Below are 16,156 nucleotides of genomic sequence, written 5' to 3'. Positions count from 1 at the left end.
GGCCGGGCGGGGACAGCGTCCGGTGACCGGGCGGGTATCCGGGTGGGCGACCGGTGGCTCACCGCGACGATCGATCGACCGGGCTTCGGTACTCACCGCTGCGACAGCCCGGAGGACTTGGTGATCTCCCGCTCGGCGGCGTCGATGATCCCCAGCATGGCCGCCGACGCCGCCTCCGGATCGCCGCGTTCGACGGCCTCCACGACGGCGCGGTGGGCCGGCAACGAGTCTTCGACCGCCCCGGGTGTCTGCGTACTCACGGCGAAGCTGTGCTCCAAGGCGACGTCGACCGCGCGGCCCAGCGAACCGAGGAGGCGGTTGCCGCTCGCGTCCAGCAGGGCGCGGTGGAAGGTGATGTCGGCCTCGACGTAGCCGCTGCGTCCGGGCCGCACCGCTGCGGCTTCCATGGCGGCCAAGGCGTCGTAGAGGGCTCGTACCTCGTCGGGGGCTGCCCGGCCGGCCGCCAGCCGGGCGGCCTCGGGCTCGACGATCCGGCGCAGTTCGCTGGTGTCGCGCAGCAACGCCGCGGAGTCACCGGACTGTTGCCATCGCAGCACGTCGCGGTCCAGGTGGTTCCAGTGCTCCGGTGGCAGCACGCGCGTACCCGTGCGCGGGCGTACGCGCAGCATCCCCTTGGCCGCAAGGGCCTTGACCGCCTCTCGCAACGCGCCGCGGCTGACGCCGATCTCGGTGGCGAGCACGTCCTCGACCGGCAGCGGCTGCCCCGGCTGCCAGGCGCCGCCCACGATGCGTCGGCCGAGCTCGTCGACCACCCGCTGATGCATGGTCCGGTAGTGCTCCACGATCTTTGTTCACCCCCTGGACGCCAATCATCGAATCATTTAATGATTGCCCGCATCGTACAGACCCGCGAGCTCAACCAGCCGGAGAGAGGCGGTCCCGATGACGCACGCGGACGACGGAGTCGGCACCCCCCACAGTGCCGACGCCCCCTTCCCCCTCAACAGCCGCCACCTCCCGCTGCCCGAAGTACGGACGCTGCCGGCTCCGCCCCGCAAGCCCTGGCGGATCATCGGGCCTGGCATCGTCGCTGCCGGAGTGGGGCTGTCCTCGGGCGAGTTCATCCTCTGGCCGTACATCGCCTCCCAGGCCGGGCTCGTCTTCCTGTGGGGCGCGGTCGTCGGCCTCGTCACCCAGTGGTTTCTCAACATGGAGATCGAGCGCTACACGCTCGCCACCGGAGAGACGGCCATGACCGGCTTCAACCGCTACTGGCGGCACTGGGGCGCGGTGCTGGCCGTGCTGACGTACGCGGCGAACCTGTGGCCGGGCTGGGCCACCAGCTCCGCCACCATGCTCTCCTACGTCTTCGGCGGCGAGCCGACCCTCATCGCCGTCGGCCTGCTGCTGCTCATCGGCGCGATCCTCACCCTCGCACCCGTCGTGTACACCGCGCTGGAGCGGCTGCTGTTCGTCAAGATCGCTCTGATCGGCGGATTCTTCGTGCTGGCGGTGATCCTGGTCATCAAGGCGGCGAGCTGGAAGGAACTGCCGCAGGCCGCCACTCACGTCGGCCGGTTCCCCAGTGAACTCGGCATCGCCGTGCTGATGGGAGCGATCGCCTACGCCGGGGCCGGCGGCGGGCAGAACCTGTGCCAGAGCAACTGGATACGCGACAAGGGCTTCGGCATGGGCCACTACGTGCCGCGGCTGGTCAGCCCGGTGACCGGAAGGGAGGATGCTGCTTCCGGCCCGGCCACCGGATACGTCTTCGTGCCGGAAGGGGAGAACCTCGTGCGGTGGAAGCGCTGGTGGCGCTTCGCCAACACCGAACAGGCCGTGACCTTCGGCCTCACCACCGTCGTCACCATCGTGCTCGCCTCGCTGATGGCGCACTCCACCCTCTTCGGCACGCCCGGTCTCGCCAACGACGTGGGCTTCGTACGGGAGGAAGGCGAGGTGTTGCAGTCCCAGGCGGGCAACTGGTTCGGTGTGCTGTTCTGGCTGATCGGCGCCTTCTCCCTGTTCTGCGCGGCGACCGGCATCGTCGACTACACCAGCAGGCTCGCCGCCGACGTCCTCAAGTCGACGTATCTGCGAGGCTCGCGGCACTCCGAGAGCCGGCTGTACTTCCGGCTCGTGTGGGGGCTCGTCGCCATCGGCGTCACTATTTTGGCGCTCGGATTCGACCAGCCGCTGGTCCTGCTGGTCATCTCGGCCTGCGTGGCCGGATTGATGATGTTCGTCTACTCCGGCCTGCTGCTCTTCATGAACCGCAAGGCGCTGCCGGCGCCACTGAAGGTGCGCAGCTACCGGGCGGCCGCCCTGGTCTGGGCGGTCGGGCTCTTCGGCGTGCTCTCCGTCCTGACCGTACGGCAGCAGATCCAGGACCTCTTCGGCTGACTCCACTCGACCAACCCAGAACCGAACGGCTCACGAGCCAGAGGAGTGCACTCTTGACGGACGAGAAGCAGACGGCCCGCCGCAGCCAGGCGTGGTTCGGGGCGAGCGGCCGCAGTGGGATGGTGTACCGGTCCTGGATGCGCAACCAGGGCTTCGGCCATGAGGTGTTCGACGGGCGCCCGGTCATCGGCATCGCCACCAGCGCCTCGGAACTCGCCCCGTGCAATGCCCATCTGACCCGCGTCGCCGAGGCGGTGGGGCGCGGCGTCTGGCAGGCCGGCGGCTTCCCGCTGCAGTTCCCCACCATGGCCACCGGCGAGACGCTGATGCGCCCCACCGCCATGCTCTACCGCAACCTCATGGCCATGGAGGTCGAGGAGCTCATCCGGGCCAACCCGCTCGACGGCGTCGTGCTGCTGTCCGGCTGCGACAAGACCACGCCCGCCATGCTCATGGGCGCCGCCAGCGTCGACCTGCCAGCGCTCATGGTCACCGGCGGCCCGATGCTCAACGGCAAGTACCGGGGCGAGGATGTCGGATCCGGCACTCACGTGTGGAAGTTCGAAGAGGACCTGAAGACCGGCAGGATGACCCAGGAGGAATGCTTCTTCGCCGAGGGCTGCATGGCCCGCTCAGCAGGCCACTGCATGACAATGGGGACGGCCTCCACGATGGCCTGCATGGCTGAGGTGCTCGGCATGCAGCTCCCGGGATCCGCGACCTGGCCCGCCGTCGACTCCCGGCGGATGGAGACCGCACAGGCGGCGGGGCAGCGCATCGTGCAGATGGTGCACCAAGAGCTGCGGCCCTCACACATCCTGACCCGGGAGGCGTTCGAGAATGCCATCCGCACCAACGCGGCCATCGGCGGCTCCACCAACGCCATCATCCACCTCACCGCCCTGGCCGGGCGAGTCGGCGTCGAGCTGACGCCCGAGGACTTCGACGCCCTGGCCCGTGCGGTGCCGACTCTGGTCAATCTGATGCCCAGCGGAAAGTACCTGATGGAGGACTTCTGCTACGCGGGCGGGCTGCCCACCGTCCTGGGCGAGCTGCTCCGCGGTGGGCTGCTGCACGGCGAGCAGATCACCGTCACCGGCCGCGGCATCGGCGCGAACGTCGCGGACGCCGAGCGGGTCGACCCCGAGGTCATCACCGGCCTGGAAGCCCCGTTCCAGCCGGCCGGCACCGGCACCGCCGTACTGCGCGGCAATCTGTGCCCCGACGGCGCGGTGATCAAGCAGTCCGCCGCGTCACCGCAACTGCTCACCCACCGCGGTCCGGCGCGCGTCTTCGACTCTCCCGAGGCGTATCACGCGGTCTGCGACGACCCGGACCTCGACGTGGACGAGAACACCGTGCTCGTCATCCGCAACGCCGGGCCCAAGGGCTATCCCGGCATGCCCGAAGTCTCCAACGTCCCGTTGCCTACCAAGCTGTTGAAGGCGGGCGTCACGGACATGGTGCGTATCTGCGACGGCCGGATGAGCGGCACCGGCTACGGCACCGTGGTCCTGCACGTGACACCCGAGGCCGCCGTCGGCGGGCCTCTCGCCCTGGTGCGCGACGGTGACCCGGTCGTCCTCGACGTTCCCAGCCGCACCCTGCGCCTGCACGTGGACGACGCCGAGCTCGAGCGGCGCCGGGCCGCGTGGAAGCCGCCCACCCCACGGCACACCAGCGGCTACGCCTGGCTCTACACCCAGCACGTCGAACAGGCCGACCGCGGTGCCGACTTCGACTTCCTCCGCGGCTCCCGGGGCCATGACGTACCCCGCGACTCGCACTGACCCGCGCGCGCCCAGCAACACCCTTGGCTCTCAGGAGGAACACCGTGAACCCGGCAGCCCACCACCGTCCGGCCCTGTCGCCCGGCTCCGTCCTGCCGGAGGACGCCGATCGCGCAACCCTCGTCGCCCGCGTGCACGAGCCGGAGTGGGGCGGCCCATGTGTGGCCGCGGTGCGGGGCGAGGACGTCGTCGACCTGACCGCCCTCGCTCCCACCGTCTGCGACCTGCTGGAACGCGAAGGCCCGGACACGATTGCCGCGATCGTGCGCGACGCGCCCGGCGGACGCTCGTGGAAGCTCAGCGAGCTGCTGGAGGCCACAGCCACCGGCCGCCGGGATGTCCCGCACCTGCTCGCCCCCGTGGACCTGCAGGTGATCAAGGCCGCGGGCGTCACCTTCGCCCGCAGTCTGCTGGAGCGGGTCATCGAGGAGCGCACCGGCGGCGATCCGGCCCTGGCCGCCCGGGTGCGCGAGCGCGTCGTGGACGCGGTCGGGGGCGCCCTCGCTCAGCTGCGCCCCGGGTCGCCGGAGGCCGGCAAGGTCAAGGAGCTGCTGATCTCCGAAGGTCTGTGGTCGCCGTATCTGGAGGTCGGCATCGGTCCGGATCCGGAGGTGTTCACCAAGGCGCCGGTGCTGTCCGCGGTCGGCACCGGGGCCGACATCGGCGTGCTCGCGGCCTCGGTGTGGAACAACCCCGAGCCCGAGGTCGTACTCGCCGTGGACTCACGGGGCCGGCCACGCGGCGCCACGCTCGGCAACGACGTCAATCTCCGCGACATCGAGGGGCGCAGCGCGCTGCTGCTGTCCCAGGCCAAGGACAACAATGCCTCGTGCGCGATCGGCCCGTTCCTCAGGCTGCTCGACGACGGCTTCGGCCTGGACGACGTGCGCGGGCTGGGCATCGAACTGCGGGTCGAGGGCCGGGACGGCCATGTGCTGCACGGCAGCAGCTCGATGCGGGAGATCAGCCGCGACGTGCTCGACCTCGTCGCCTCCGTGCACGGCCCGCACCACCAGTACCCCGACGGCTTCGTGCTGTTCACCGGCACACTCTTCGCTCCCACCGAGGACCGGCACGCCCCCGGCGCCGGCTTCACCCACGAGCACGGCGACATCGTGCGGATCTCCAGCCCCCGGCTCGGTGCCCTGGTCAACACCGTCGCCTCCAGCGAGCAGGCCGCGCCGTGGGAATTCGGGCTGCGCGCGCTGATGCACAACCTGGCCGAGCGCGGCGTGCTGTGAGCCCCGGCCTCCTTCGTCGTTCTCCCGCGGACCGCCAGGCCGGTCCCCCAGTTTGATTCAGGAAATCGGCCTGGCTGCACCGTGGTTGCTCCGGATGATCCGAGCGATTTCCGGAGCGTGGGTGAAGACCAGCCGGTGATCGGCATCGAGCCACGACGCGGAGATCTGCGGCCGCTCGCGAACGAGCTGCTCCATGCCGGCACGCCAGAGCCGGTTGTGCCGTGGCGCTCGCCCTTCGGTGCTGTCACCGGCGATCGATGCCGACATGATCGCGCGGATGGGGTGGTCGATCTTTCGGTACTGGTCGAGAATCGCGGACCGGACCTCATCCATTTCGAGGTTCAGGTCGTGGATGTCCTGTGCGGTGAGCAATACCTGGTGCGCGGTGCCCTTGGACCGCTCGGCCTCCGTGGCCAGGTCGTCCGCCATGGCGCGAAATACCGCCAGGTCGGTGTCGGTGATGAACGGCTCGGGCAGCGGGTTCGCGCCGTCGATGAGGACCAGCTCGGCGATGTCGCCAGGATGCTCGGAGGTGTGGTGCACCGCCAGGTCCGCGCCCAGCGAGTAGCCCACGAGGACAGGCGCCGAAGGCAGATCGAGCCCCGCCAGCACGGCGACGAGATCGCTCAGAAACGCGTCGAAGGAGTACCGGTCGGCGGCCGAGGCGAGACCATGCCCCCTCAGGTCGAAGGTCACCACGTCGTAGTCACGCCGCAGCAGCCCGGTCAGCTCGTGCAGGTCGGCCTGCGTCGAGTTCAGCCCCGGACACAGGACCAGCGGCCGTCCCAGGCCACCGCGGGACACCGGGATCGTGACGCCGTCGTGGTGGACCGTGAAGTGCCGCACAGCGCAGTCGCCCCTCTCGCTGCGTTCCCCACTCGCCGTCGGTATCCCGGTGCCTGCCCGAAGGTGAGGTCCCTGTTCGACTCCGTCCGCTGCCGCGCGGGCGCTGTACGACGTGCGCTGTCCGGAGCCCTCACTCGCACTGTTTCTCGCAGTCATGGCCACCATGTTGAAAGGTTGCCCCTGCGTCAGGGTCAACCGTCGCCCCACCCGGCACGGCACCCTCGACATTCGCCCGCGACCGAGTGTGAACACGGGACCCAACTTTCCGAGCATCTAGATCACTTGACCAGCCGTCAGTCCTGCTGCCTGAACCGGTGCTACGGGGTGTTCTTTGCGGCGCCCTCGCCCTGTTTCGCCGTACCCTCGGCCGCCTTTTTCGCGCCCTTTCCGCGCCGCTTTGGTGTCTCCTTCGCGGCCTTCTTGCGCTCTTCGACAGTCATTTCCCCCGCTTCCGTCTGCGGATTCCGTGCTTCCTCGGTCGATTCCGGCCGCCGCTCTTCTGCCGTCTCCTTCCGGGCTACCGCTGCCTCTTTCGTATCCTCGGCCGTTCCGGCACCCTCGGCCTGCTCCGGCGTCGTCGGTGAAGTGGCGGGCCGGGGTGCCTCGCGCTTCGGTGGGGTACTGGATTCGGGGGGCGAGGAATCAGGCGTGCCGGGGGCGGGCCGGGAGGACGGTGGTGGCTCATCGCCGTCGAAGAGGACGTAGCCCAGGGCGGCCGAGGCGCCGAGGACAACGGCAACCGAGGTCGCGAGGAGAGCAACGGTGCGCCGAGGCTGCCGCCCACTGGTCGACGACTGCTCGGCCCTCCGGACGGTGGGCGGCTCGCTCGGGACCTCCTGGCTCCGGACACCCTGGACGGCAACGCGCAGGTACCCGGCCTCCAGACGCTCGGCGACCTGTGCCGCGGTCGGACGCGCGGTCCCGTCCTTGGCGAGCATCTCCAGGACCAGCGCGGACACCCCGGCGGGTATCTCCGGGCGCAGCCGCCGGGGAGGAACGGGGGCGGCCTCGATGTGCTGGGAAGCAACGGCGCCTGCCTCCCCGGTGAAGGGCGGCTGCCCGCACAGCAGCTCGTACAGCACGCAGCCCAGCCCGTACACGTCCGCCGCGGGGCCGACGGGTGCGCCCATGCCGTGCTCCGGCGCCAGGTAGGAGCTGGTGCCGAGCAGTTCCCCGGTCGAGGTCGGGGCTGCGTCGGCCTGGCCGACGGCGCGGGTGCTCACGAAGTCGGCAACCTTCACACCGCTCTCGGCGAGCAGGAGATTGCCGGGCCTGACGTTTCGGTGCACGACCCCGGCGCTGTGTGCCGCCGCGAGGCCCGCTGCAGCCTGCCGCACATACCGGCACGCGTCTTCCATCGGCAACAGCCCGCTGCGCTCGGCGAGTTCGGCCCGGAGGCTGCGTCCGTGCACAAGTTCCGTCACCAGGTAGCAGCGGCCCTGCACCTCGCCGAAGTCGTAGACCGCCAGAATGTTCGGATGGATCAGCGCTGCAGCGCTCCATGCCTCCTGCCGGAAGCGTTCCCTGGCCTCGGGAGGGGCGGCCTCGTCCAGCAGCAGCTGGATGGCGACCTGTCGGCCCAGCGTCGTGTCCTCGGCGCGCCAGATCTCGCCCGTACCGCTACGGCCGAGCACCTCGACCAGCCGATACCGCCCTGACTCCAGCATGACCTCACACCGTTCCTCTGCTCCCCTACGCCAGCAACTCCCCCGCGGGCGGTTCGACGGCGTACTACCACCACAAGACCCGGCGCGGACGAGGCTCAACCTCGCCCGCGCCGGGGGCAGATCCGCACGCACGGGGAACCTGCGGATCCGGCTCGCCGATGACCAGTCGGCTCACCCTCCACAGCGCCACCGGTCCGCTGATCGTCACACCCTCGCTGATCGGTGACCGACGCAACTCCGAGACGGGCCGCACGCGTACATGCGGCTCAACGTGAGGAGAGAGCGCCAAGTCCACCATGCCGACCCGGTACTCGGCCGCGGACAACTCCCGGTGCACCCCTCGGCACGGGTCAGGGGGGCACCGTGCCGGTTTCCGGCTCGTGTGCGTCACAGGGCCCCGCCGCCGCCTCCCAAGGCGGCCCGGAAGTGCACGGCGCCTTGGGACACCGTTTGCTGACAGTGAGTGAACCCCGTCTGTGGGGCGCACGAGGCACTTTGAGGGAGCGTCGGCTGGGCCGCAAGGGCCGAACCAGCGGACGCCACCACCACTACAGCGGCACAGAACAGAGCCTTTCCAAACATCCCGGACCTCCAAGCACTCAGCGATGCGGGCCCCTTCGCCGGGCTGCGAGAAAGCCTTATGCGCAGCAGAAACCGATCCTGTGCCACCACGCCGGGATTCGTCCCTACGATGCCCCCACAACTCGCATCAGGCACTCGGTCAGCCCTGCATACCACCTGGCACCGCCACGCGATGCTGCTCACAACGAGCCCGCACAGGCTGGTCCCGTCCCCATACGTCCGCCGGGACACGTCGTCATACGGCTGCACGGCCGGTCTCCGCCGTCAACCGGCTGCCACATCCGGCCGCAGCACGGACGGGCCCTCTTCCATGATCCGGTCGGCCACCTCGGTGGGCAGACCTGCGTCGGTCACCACGGTGTCGAGCCGGTCGAGGGCGGTGACCCTGAACCGCTCGACGGTGCCCCACTTCGTACTGTCGGCGAGCAGCGCGACGGAGGAGGCGGCCTCCATCACCGTCTGCTTGAGCAGCACCTTCTCGGTGGAGTGGCTGGTGACGCCGTGGGTCAGGTCCCAGGAGCCGGCGCTGAGGAAGCAGAGGTCGATGTTGAGCGTGCTGATCGTCCGGGCGGCGAGCGGCCCGCTGCTCGAACCGCTCGCCGCATCCACCTCGCCACCGGTGTGGACGGCGTGCGCGGACGGCAGGTCGCACAGCGCCAGCGCGGCGTGGAAGTCGTTGGTGACGACGGTGAGGTCCTGGTGGGCGGCGAGGAGCGGCACCACCGACTGACAGGTCGTCCCCGCGTCGAGGAAGATGACCATGCCGTCCTCGACGAGCCCAGCGGCTGTCCCGGCGATGGCGCGCTTACGGGGCATCTCCAGCGCCGCCCGCGAAGCGCGCTCGCGGGGCGGTGCGTGGCCGGTCCCGTCGGCGAGTCGTACCCCGCCCTGCACCGAGACCACCCGGCCGCTCTTCTCCAGCGCGGCGATGTCCCGGCGCACCGTCATATGCGAGACGTTCAGCGCGGTGGTCAGGTCGCGGATGCTGAGCACTCCGCTGCTCCGCAGCAGGCGCAGCAGTTCCTGATGGCGTTGCTCGGGGATCAAGGGTGCCCGGTCGGCCCTGCTCACTGCGTCTCGTCTCCTCGAAGCCTCGGTGCGGATCGGCGCCAGCCTAACTTCGTACAACGCGGGGCGTGACAACATGTGAATCCGTGTTCTACGGTGTGCCGCTATGGTAACAAAGTTTAACGCCCTGGATACGATCAACCGTACGGGCGCCCTGCTGATCGTCCGCCTGGACAGCGCCGAGGAGGCGCTGGCCGTCTCGGAAGCGGCGATCGAGGGCGGTATCCAGGCGCTGGAGATCACCCTCTCGGTGCCGGGCGCGCTGGGGGTGATCTCGACGCTCGCCGACCGCTACGGCGACGACGGGGTCGTCGTCGGCGCCGGCACGGTGCTGGACGAGCAGACGGCCCGGACCTGCATCTTGGCGGGGGCACGGTTGCTGGTCAGCCCCAACCTCAACCCGGCGATGATCGAGACGGCCAACCGCTACCAGGCCGTCACCATCAGCGGGGCCTTCACTCCGTCGGAGATCGTCGACACGATGCAGGCGGGCGCCGACATCGTGAAGCTCTTCCCGGCCGAGTTCGTCGGGCCTGACTACGTCCGCACAGTCCGGGCCCCACTCCCGCAGGCACCCCTGATGCCCACAGGGGGCGTCACTCCCGACAACGTCAAGGAGTGGTTCGACGCCGGCGTCGTCGCCGTCGGAGTAGGCAGCTTCGTGACGAAGGCCGCCCGGGTCGACGGCAACTACGGACGGGTCACCGAGGCCGCCGCCACCACGCTGCGCGCCATCGAAGGGGCACGTGCCTGACCCTCCGGGCCGCCGGACCTCTCCGCTCGCTCCCTGCTCCCCCCCCCCATTGGCTCGCCCCTCCGCTCACCCCCTCTCCGCTCACCTCCCCAACCTGCACGGTGGTCATTTCAAGGAGCTCCCCATGGCCCAGCAGTCCCTCACGTCCCCCTCGCTCGACCCCGCCGACGGCGTCGCTCCGTGGAAGTCGATCCGCATCCGCTGGGTCCTGGTGGCCCTCCTGGTGATCGGAGGGGTCGTCAACTACCTCGACCGCGCCACCCTGAGCGTCGCCAATACGACCATCGCCGACGAGTTCGGCCTGAGCGCCACCGAGATGGGCCTGCTGCTCGCGGCCTTCTCCTGGCCGTACGCCATCGCCAACCTCCCGGCCGGCTACCTCGTCGACCGCTTCGGCCCCAAGCGCATGTACGCCTGGGCGGCCGGGCTCTGGTCGCTGATGACGATGGTCACGGCAGCCGCACACAACTTCGGCCTGCTCTACGCGGGCCGGGTCGCTCTCGGTGTCGCCGAGTCCCCGTTCTTCACCGCCAGTCTGAAGGTCAACGAGCGGTGGTTCGCCAAGAACGAGCGCGCCCTGCCGGTCTCGATCGTCAACACAGGGTCACAGATAGCCAACGCCATCGCCCCACCCCTGCTCACCGCCCTGCTGCTGACGTTCGGGTGGCGTGGCATGTTCGTCACCGTGGGCGCACTGGGCATCGTCGTCATGCTGGTGTGGCTGCGCGTCTACCGGGATCCCACCCTGCGCGAGCAGGCGCTGATCAAGGGCGAGGAGGCGGCGCAGGCGGCAGCCGAGGCCCGCGACGCGTCCGGTGAAAAGAAGGCGGGTTGGGGAACGCTGTTCCGGCAGCCCAACACCTACTTCATGATGCTCGGTGCTTTCGGCATCTTCTACACGGTCTGGGTCTACCTGACCTGGCTGCCGAGCTACCTGGAAACCTCGCGCGGTTTCAGCCTCTCGGAGACCGGCTGGCTGTCGTCCCTGCCCTACCTCTGCGGCATCGTCGGCGTCCTCTTCGGCGGTCTCCTGTCCGGGCGCCTGATCCGCCGGGGATTCTCCGCGGTCTCCTCGCGCAAGGTGCCCATCGTCGGGGGCGCGGTGCTGGCGGCTGCGGCGGTGCTGCCTGTGGCGTACGTCGAGAGCACCCCGCTCGCCATCGCCCTGCTGTCCCTCGGCTACTTCGCCGCGCAGGTGCCGACCGGTTGCCTGTGGACGCTCGCCTCGGACATCGCGGAGCCGCACCAGGTGGCTTCGCTGGGCGCCATCCAGAACTTCGGCGGCTTCCTCGGCGCCGCGCTGGCGCCGATGGTCACCGGCGCTATCCTCGACGCCACGGGCAACAACTACACCCTGGTCTTCCTGGTCGGCGGCGCGCTGCTGCTCGTCGGCGCCCTCTCCTACCAGTTCTTCGTCAAGGAGCGCCGGGCATGAGCACTCTCCGTGCCTTCTTCGTGATCGGGCCGGCCGGCTCCGGGAAGACCAGCGTGGCCAGGCTGCTGGCGGAAATGTCCGGTGCTGCCTACCTCGACAAGGACACCGTCTGTACGAGGCTCACCGAAGCGCTGCTCGAACTCGCCGGCACGGACCCTGCCCAGCGCGACCTCAACCCGTACTACCAGTCCAAGGCGATGGACCTCGAATATCTGACGCTCCTGGACCTGGCCCGGGACAATCTGGCGGTAGGCCGCCCGGTCGTGCTGGACGCCCCGTTCGGCCGCTACTACCCCCGGCCCGGATATCTGGAGGAGGCGGCCGAACGGCACTCCTGGCCACAGCATGTCGAACCCGTCGTCGTGCAGGTCCATGTGGACTCCGAGACCGCCCGCGAGCGGGTCCGTGCCCGCGGCTACACCAGGGACCTGTCCAAGCTCGCCGACTGGGACGCCTTCTGGAAGAAGGCGCAGGACAACGAGTGCGAGTGGACGGGCGCGCGTCGGCTGGTGTTCGACAACCGGGCCGACGGCGCCGTGACGGCGGCGGCGGTAGCACACGCCCTGGACGGCCTGACCTGACGAGGAACCGTACGGGCTGCCGAGGCCACCGACCCACGACCCGGCAACCGGCCCGGTCGGTCCGCCCCGCGCGGGACCTCGTGCCGGTCGACGGTCGACCTGTGGGACGGGCAGGTCAGTTGATGGGTACGAAGTTACGCTTGCCGGTTTTCGGGTCGGGTGCTCCGAGGTACTGCTGGTCGACGACGCGGTCGCCCTTTTCTTCCGCCTTGGCCTCCAAGCCGAAGGGAATGCCGTCGATCGTGAGCTTGCCGCCCAGCTTCAGCTCGGATGCTTTCCCCTTGTAGGAGACGGCGCTGACCTGCCCACGGTTGTGTGCCAGCCTGGAGAAGAGGTCCCCGTCGGGAGCAGGCGGATTGGTAGGCACGGCGGGGGCGGCCAGGGCAGCAGGGGGCGGCGCCTTCAGCCATTTCCGGGCGGCGGACTGTTCCTCGGGGTTCGTACCGATCGGCACATTGACCGTCACCACATGGGTGCGGGTGCGCCCTTCTTTGTACGAGCCGGAGACGCCTGCCTTGTCGCCCCCGATTTCACCGCCGAACGTTCCGCCGAACTTCCCTTCCACTGTCTGGATGAGCCGGACGGTGGTGATGTTGGTGTTGGGGTCCGGGTTGTTCTTGTCCCGGACCACCTGAATCGTGCCGTTGACGACCTGACCGAACTCGGTCTTCACCACTTTCCCCCGGGCGAGCGAGGGTTCCACGGTGAAGTCCCTGCTCAGCGTCACCGAGGGCCGCTGGGGGTCCATCGTGCTGGTGATGCTGGAGAGGTTGCCGCCGAACTTGATCCCAGGGGTGACGTTTCCGATGCCGATCGACCCGTCCACTTCGATGCCTACCGTCGTGGCCTTGATTTTCGGCTGGCCGATCCGCTTCAGCACATCCGGGAGCCGGGCCTTGGCAAACATGACGCCGATGAGGTTTGTGCCGTTCAGCTGCCTGTGCAGAAAGTACGCCTCGTCGATGTCTTTCTGCAGCTTCTCCGCCTCCGCTTTGTTCTTGAACACCCAGGTGTCGCCGAGTTCGAACTTCACCGTGCCGCCGATCGAGATCCCCTTCTTGTCGGGTCTGGCGGCCTTGGCTCCGAGCTGCTCGTTGTCGATCATGGTGACGCGGTAGGTGCCGTCGCTCATCTGCTCGGTGCGGAGGGCGTAGCCGTCACCGATCTCGAAGATGCCGATCGAGAGTTTGGTGCCGCCCCCGCTCTCATGGCTGGAGGTCTTGTAGGGCACCACCTTGAAGTAGGCGAGCTGCGTCGCCCGCTGCAGCACGTCTGCGGGAAGCCCCTTGAGGGTTTGCAGCGCCTCGGGTTTCAGATACAGGAACTGCTCGCGCTGCGCGGGGTTCAGTCCGGCCCACCACATGGCGATCGCCTGCTCACCTGCGTTCGGCTTCGGTACGGCGTTGAGGTCGACCGGGTCGGCGGCCAGGAGGGCACCCGCGTCCAGCTTGACGGAGGGCGGAGCTGCCTTCCGGACCTGCTCCAGCCGATCGCACCGGGCCCGGATGTCGGCTGCGGTCTGTCTCAGGAACGGATCGACGGAGCCCGGCAGCGGCCCGCCCGCCAGCGCCTCACCCTGCGTCCTGGGCCCCGGAAGGTACCCCGTCGGGATGCCGTACACCTTCGAGATCGGCATCGCGCCCGTGGCCATCGGCACCCCCGGGCGGTCCATCAGCGGCTGCAGCTCCGGACTCGTACTCGCCTCCTGCGGCGCCATATCGGCGGCTGCCGCCTCCAGAATCTGCGACAGCTGACGGTGCATCGGCACGATGGAGCCCGCCACCGAGTCCAGATGCCCTGCCAGCTCCCGTACGCGCGCCGGGTCGAAGCCCTGGAAGCCGCCCATCAGTTACCTCCGGTCGGGGCTGCCGCAGCCGCCTCTCGGTCGAGCAGTTCGGCCTCCTGGTCCCAGCGCCTGGCAGTGCCACGTACCCCGTTCGCCAAGCCCTCCAGCGCACGCTGCCGCTTGCGCAGCTCACCCGTGACGCGCTCGGCGTACGGGCCCGACCACACCCCGTCGGCAGTCGCCCTGGCCACCCCCGTATCCAGTGCGGAACCCAACGAACCCGCCATGCTGCGGGCCTGCGCCGCGCGCTGCCGCAGCCGCCCCGCACGTGCCCGCGCCTGCTCCGGTGTCTCCCCCGGCCTCATCGTCCCCATATCCGCCCCCTCTTCGACGCACGCCCCGCACGCCCCGCACACCTCAACAGCGATCTCCCGTCCGCTGTGGGTGATCCCTCGGCTGCAGTTGTGGCCGCACGGGCGGCCATGGCAGCCGTCCTTTGCACAGCGTTCAAGGGTCTCCCCATCCATGGCAGTACTGTCCGCCGGCCCGAACACCCCTCAGCCTTCCCGGAAACCCTCCGCGACGCCTTAGCACGGAGCGCCAAAATGGGGTCCTTCCGTTCACCCGCTCCCGCGGTGTCACTTTCACGGCCTTGATGCTGGTCGGCTGCCGGCTGTGACTGCGGCGGCGCGGGAGTCGAAGGCGAAGCCCGTCTCGGCCCCAGCTCGATGCTCCAGTCGGCCGACGCCGGACGGCCACAGCAGGCTCGCCGAGGTCGCCCCGTAGCAGAGCCGGGAGTGGACCTCCAACGCCATCTTGTCCCCGGGCGGTGGGGCTTGGGGTCCGCCGGATCGCGTGGACGATCACTGCGGCGGCCGGCAGGCGCGTACGCCTGCCCGTAGAGGAGGCCGGGACGGTGTCCGCATCTTTGTGGCTTCTGCCAGTACGAGGGTCTGCCGGGATGTGGAGAGACTGCCCGTCACAGGCCGTGGCGTGCCCCGGGGACGGGAGGCCCGGGCCAGAACGTGACCGAGCACCGGAAGGACGGCACGATGAGCGTGCAGCAGTATGACGAGATCGGTGAGGCGTACGAGGGCTTCAAGGCCCTGCCGCTGGAGCAGTACGCGGTGGTTCCCAGCTTCCTCGCCATGGTCGGGGACGTGCGCGGCAAGTCGGTCCTCGATCTGGCCTCCGGCACGGGCTTCTACAGCAGGGAGTTCAGGCGGCGCGGCGCCACCGAGGTACTCGAAATCGACATCTCCGGTGAAATGGTCGCTGTGGCACAGCAGTTGGAGGAGTCCGATCCGCTGGGTGTGCGCTACGAAGTGGGCGACGTGGCCGAACTGCGGCCCTTTGAGCAGCGTTTCGATATCGGCTTGGCGGTCCAGCTGCTCAACTATGCGGAGGACACCCCCACCACGGAGCGGATGTGCCGCAACGTGCACCGAAGCCTGAAGCCCGGTGCCGAGTTCTTCCTGCTCAACCAGTCGCCCGACTTCCGTTTCGACGGGCCGACCCCGGAAAGGTACGGCTTCCGCAGCGAGCTCACCGGCGAGGAGGCCGAGACCGGACCGCAGGTCCTGACCACGGCGCTGCTCGACCCGCCGGTCTCATTCGTCGCCAACCGCCCACGCCGCGAGGTCTACGAAAAGTGCCTGCAGGCGGCGGGATTCGGGGAGTTGACCTGGGTCCCGCTGGAGGTGTCCGACGCCGGCGTGCGCAAGTTCGGTGCGGACTTCTGGGCGGACTTCCGCGCCAATCCCCCGCTGGAGATGCTGCGCTGCCGCGCCTGACAACGGACCGGACTCCCCCTGAGCGGCCTGCCCTACGAGGCGCGCGTGCCGCCTTCTTCGAGCGAAGGAGGCGGCACGTCAGAAGAGAATCGCGTGCGCCTGATCGACCGCCTCGGTTATCTCTAGTGACCTGAGTCAGAGATTCGTCGGCAGTAGGCGGCTACTTTGTCGAGGATCTCGTCGGCGGTCTTCGTCCAGATGAACGGCCTGGGGTGTTCGTTCCAGTCGGCGAGCCAGCCGCGGATGTCC

The 16,156-nt window shown here is 69.3% G+C and carries 13 protein-coding genes and 1 pseudogene; 7 read left to right on the top strand and 7 right to left on the bottom strand.

All coding sequences use genetic code 11. The features are described from left to right. Nucleotides 1-92: 92 nt before the first annotated feature. Nucleotides 93-785 carry a FadR/GntR family transcriptional regulator gene (locus ACTWP9_RS20705; protein ID WP_443247891.1) on the bottom strand — a complete coding sequence of 231 codons (693 nt, stop codon included), beginning with the start codon at nucleotides 783-785 and terminating at the stop codon, nucleotides 93-95. A gap of 118 nt (nucleotides 786-903) precedes the next feature. Between ACTWP9_RS20705 and ACTWP9_RS20700 the strand changes: the two genes are divergently transcribed. From ACTWP9_RS20700 to ACTWP9_RS20690, 3 genes are read left to right on the top strand one after another with little or no spacing between them, the layout of a single operon-like run. Next, nucleotides 904-2,364, top strand: coding sequence for an Nramp family divalent metal transporter (locus ACTWP9_RS20700; RefSeq protein ID WP_443247719.1), 1,461 nt, complete (start codon nucleotides 904-906; stop codon nucleotides 2,362-2,364). A 53-nt stretch (nucleotides 2,365-2,417) separates the two neighbouring features. Then, nucleotides 2,418-4,154 carry an IlvD/Edd family dehydratase gene (locus ACTWP9_RS20695; RefSeq protein WP_443247718.1) on the top strand — a complete coding sequence of 579 codons (1,737 nt, stop codon included), beginning with the start codon at nucleotides 2,418-2,420 and terminating at the stop codon, nucleotides 4,152-4,154. Nucleotides 4,155-4,198: 44 nt separating this feature from the next. Continuing rightward, nucleotides 4,199-5,395, top strand: a complete 1,197-nt coding sequence (locus ACTWP9_RS20690; protein WP_443247717.1) for a fumarylacetoacetate hydrolase family protein — start codon at nucleotides 4,199-4,201, stop codon at nucleotides 5,393-5,395. A 57-nt stretch (nucleotides 5,396-5,452) separates the two neighbouring features. On the opposite strand, the gene ACTWP9_RS20685 is transcribed toward ACTWP9_RS20690, so the two are convergent. The 3 genes from ACTWP9_RS20685 to ACTWP9_RS20675 all read right to left on the bottom strand — a co-directional run bounded on the left by ACTWP9_RS20685 (nucleotide 5,453) and on the right by ACTWP9_RS20675 (nucleotide 9,561). After that, nucleotides 5,453-6,241, bottom strand: a complete 789-nt coding sequence (locus tag ACTWP9_RS20685; RefSeq protein ID WP_443247716.1) for an alpha/beta fold hydrolase — start codon at nucleotides 6,239-6,241, stop codon at nucleotides 5,453-5,455. Between the two features lie 317 nt (nucleotides 6,242-6,558). Then, nucleotides 6,559-7,908: a protein kinase domain-containing protein gene (locus ACTWP9_RS20680; protein WP_443247715.1), complete on the bottom strand. Its 1,350-nt coding sequence runs from the start codon at nucleotides 7,906-7,908 to the stop codon at nucleotides 6,559-6,561. Between the two features lie 846 nt (nucleotides 7,909-8,754). Continuing rightward, nucleotides 8,755-9,561: a DeoR/GlpR family DNA-binding transcription regulator gene (locus tag ACTWP9_RS20675; RefSeq protein ID WP_443247714.1), complete on the bottom strand. Its 807-nt coding sequence runs from the start codon at nucleotides 9,559-9,561 to the stop codon at nucleotides 8,755-8,757. 103 nt (nucleotides 9,562-9,664) lie between these two features. Between ACTWP9_RS20675 and ACTWP9_RS20670 the strand changes: the two genes are divergently transcribed. The 3 genes from ACTWP9_RS20670 to ACTWP9_RS20660 all read left to right on the top strand — a co-directional run bounded on the left by ACTWP9_RS20670 (nucleotide 9,665) and on the right by ACTWP9_RS20660 (nucleotide 12,328). Beyond that, nucleotides 9,665-10,312: a bifunctional 4-hydroxy-2-oxoglutarate aldolase/2-dehydro-3-deoxy-phosphogluconate aldolase gene (locus tag ACTWP9_RS20670; protein WP_443247713.1), complete on the top strand. Its 648-nt coding sequence runs from the start codon at nucleotides 9,665-9,667 to the stop codon at nucleotides 10,310-10,312. 124 nt (nucleotides 10,313-10,436) lie between these two features. After that, nucleotides 10,437-11,747 carry an MFS transporter gene (locus ACTWP9_RS20665; RefSeq protein WP_443247712.1) on the top strand — a complete coding sequence of 437 codons (1,311 nt, stop codon included), beginning with the start codon at nucleotides 10,437-10,439 and terminating at the stop codon, nucleotides 11,745-11,747. Then, nucleotides 11,744-12,328: an AAA family ATPase gene (locus tag ACTWP9_RS20660; protein ID WP_443247711.1), complete on the top strand. Its 585-nt coding sequence runs from the start codon at nucleotides 11,744-11,746 to the stop codon at nucleotides 12,326-12,328. Before ACTWP9_RS20665 ends, ACTWP9_RS20660 begins: the two co-directional genes overlap by 4 nt. Before the next feature lie 115 nt (nucleotides 12,329-12,443). On the opposite strand, the gene ACTWP9_RS20655 is transcribed toward ACTWP9_RS20660, so the two are convergent. Then, nucleotides 12,444-14,174 (bottom strand): hypothetical protein, encoded by a 1,731-nt coding sequence (locus ACTWP9_RS20655; RefSeq protein WP_443247710.1) that lies wholly within the window; start codon nucleotides 14,172-14,174, stop codon nucleotides 12,444-12,446. Next, nucleotides 14,174-14,488: a hypothetical protein gene (locus ACTWP9_RS20650; RefSeq protein ID WP_443247709.1), complete on the bottom strand. Its 315-nt coding sequence runs from the start codon at nucleotides 14,486-14,488 to the stop codon at nucleotides 14,174-14,176. The genes ACTWP9_RS20655 and ACTWP9_RS20650 overlap by 1 nt, the downstream gene beginning before the upstream one ends. 678 nt (nucleotides 14,489-15,166) lie before the next feature. On the opposite strand from ACTWP9_RS20650, the gene ACTWP9_RS20645 reads away from it, so the two are divergent. After that, nucleotides 15,167-15,907, top strand: a complete 741-nt coding sequence (locus tag ACTWP9_RS20645; protein WP_443247708.1) for a class I SAM-dependent methyltransferase — start codon at nucleotides 15,167-15,169, stop codon at nucleotides 15,905-15,907. A gap of 122 nt (nucleotides 15,908-16,029) precedes the next feature. Here ACTWP9_RS20645 and ACTWP9_RS20640 read toward each other — a convergent pair. After that, a pseudogene (locus ACTWP9_RS20640) lies at nucleotides 16,030-16,156 on the bottom strand (IS630 family transposase); the annotation flags it as partial.

It is taken from the genome of Streptomyces sp. 3N207, assembly GCF_052246355.1.
Taxonomy (GTDB): Bacteria; Actinomycetota; Actinomycetes; order Streptomycetales; family Streptomycetaceae; genus Streptomyces.
Note: the sequence above shows the minus strand (reverse complement) of the source record. Positions and strands in the feature narration are given on the sequence as shown.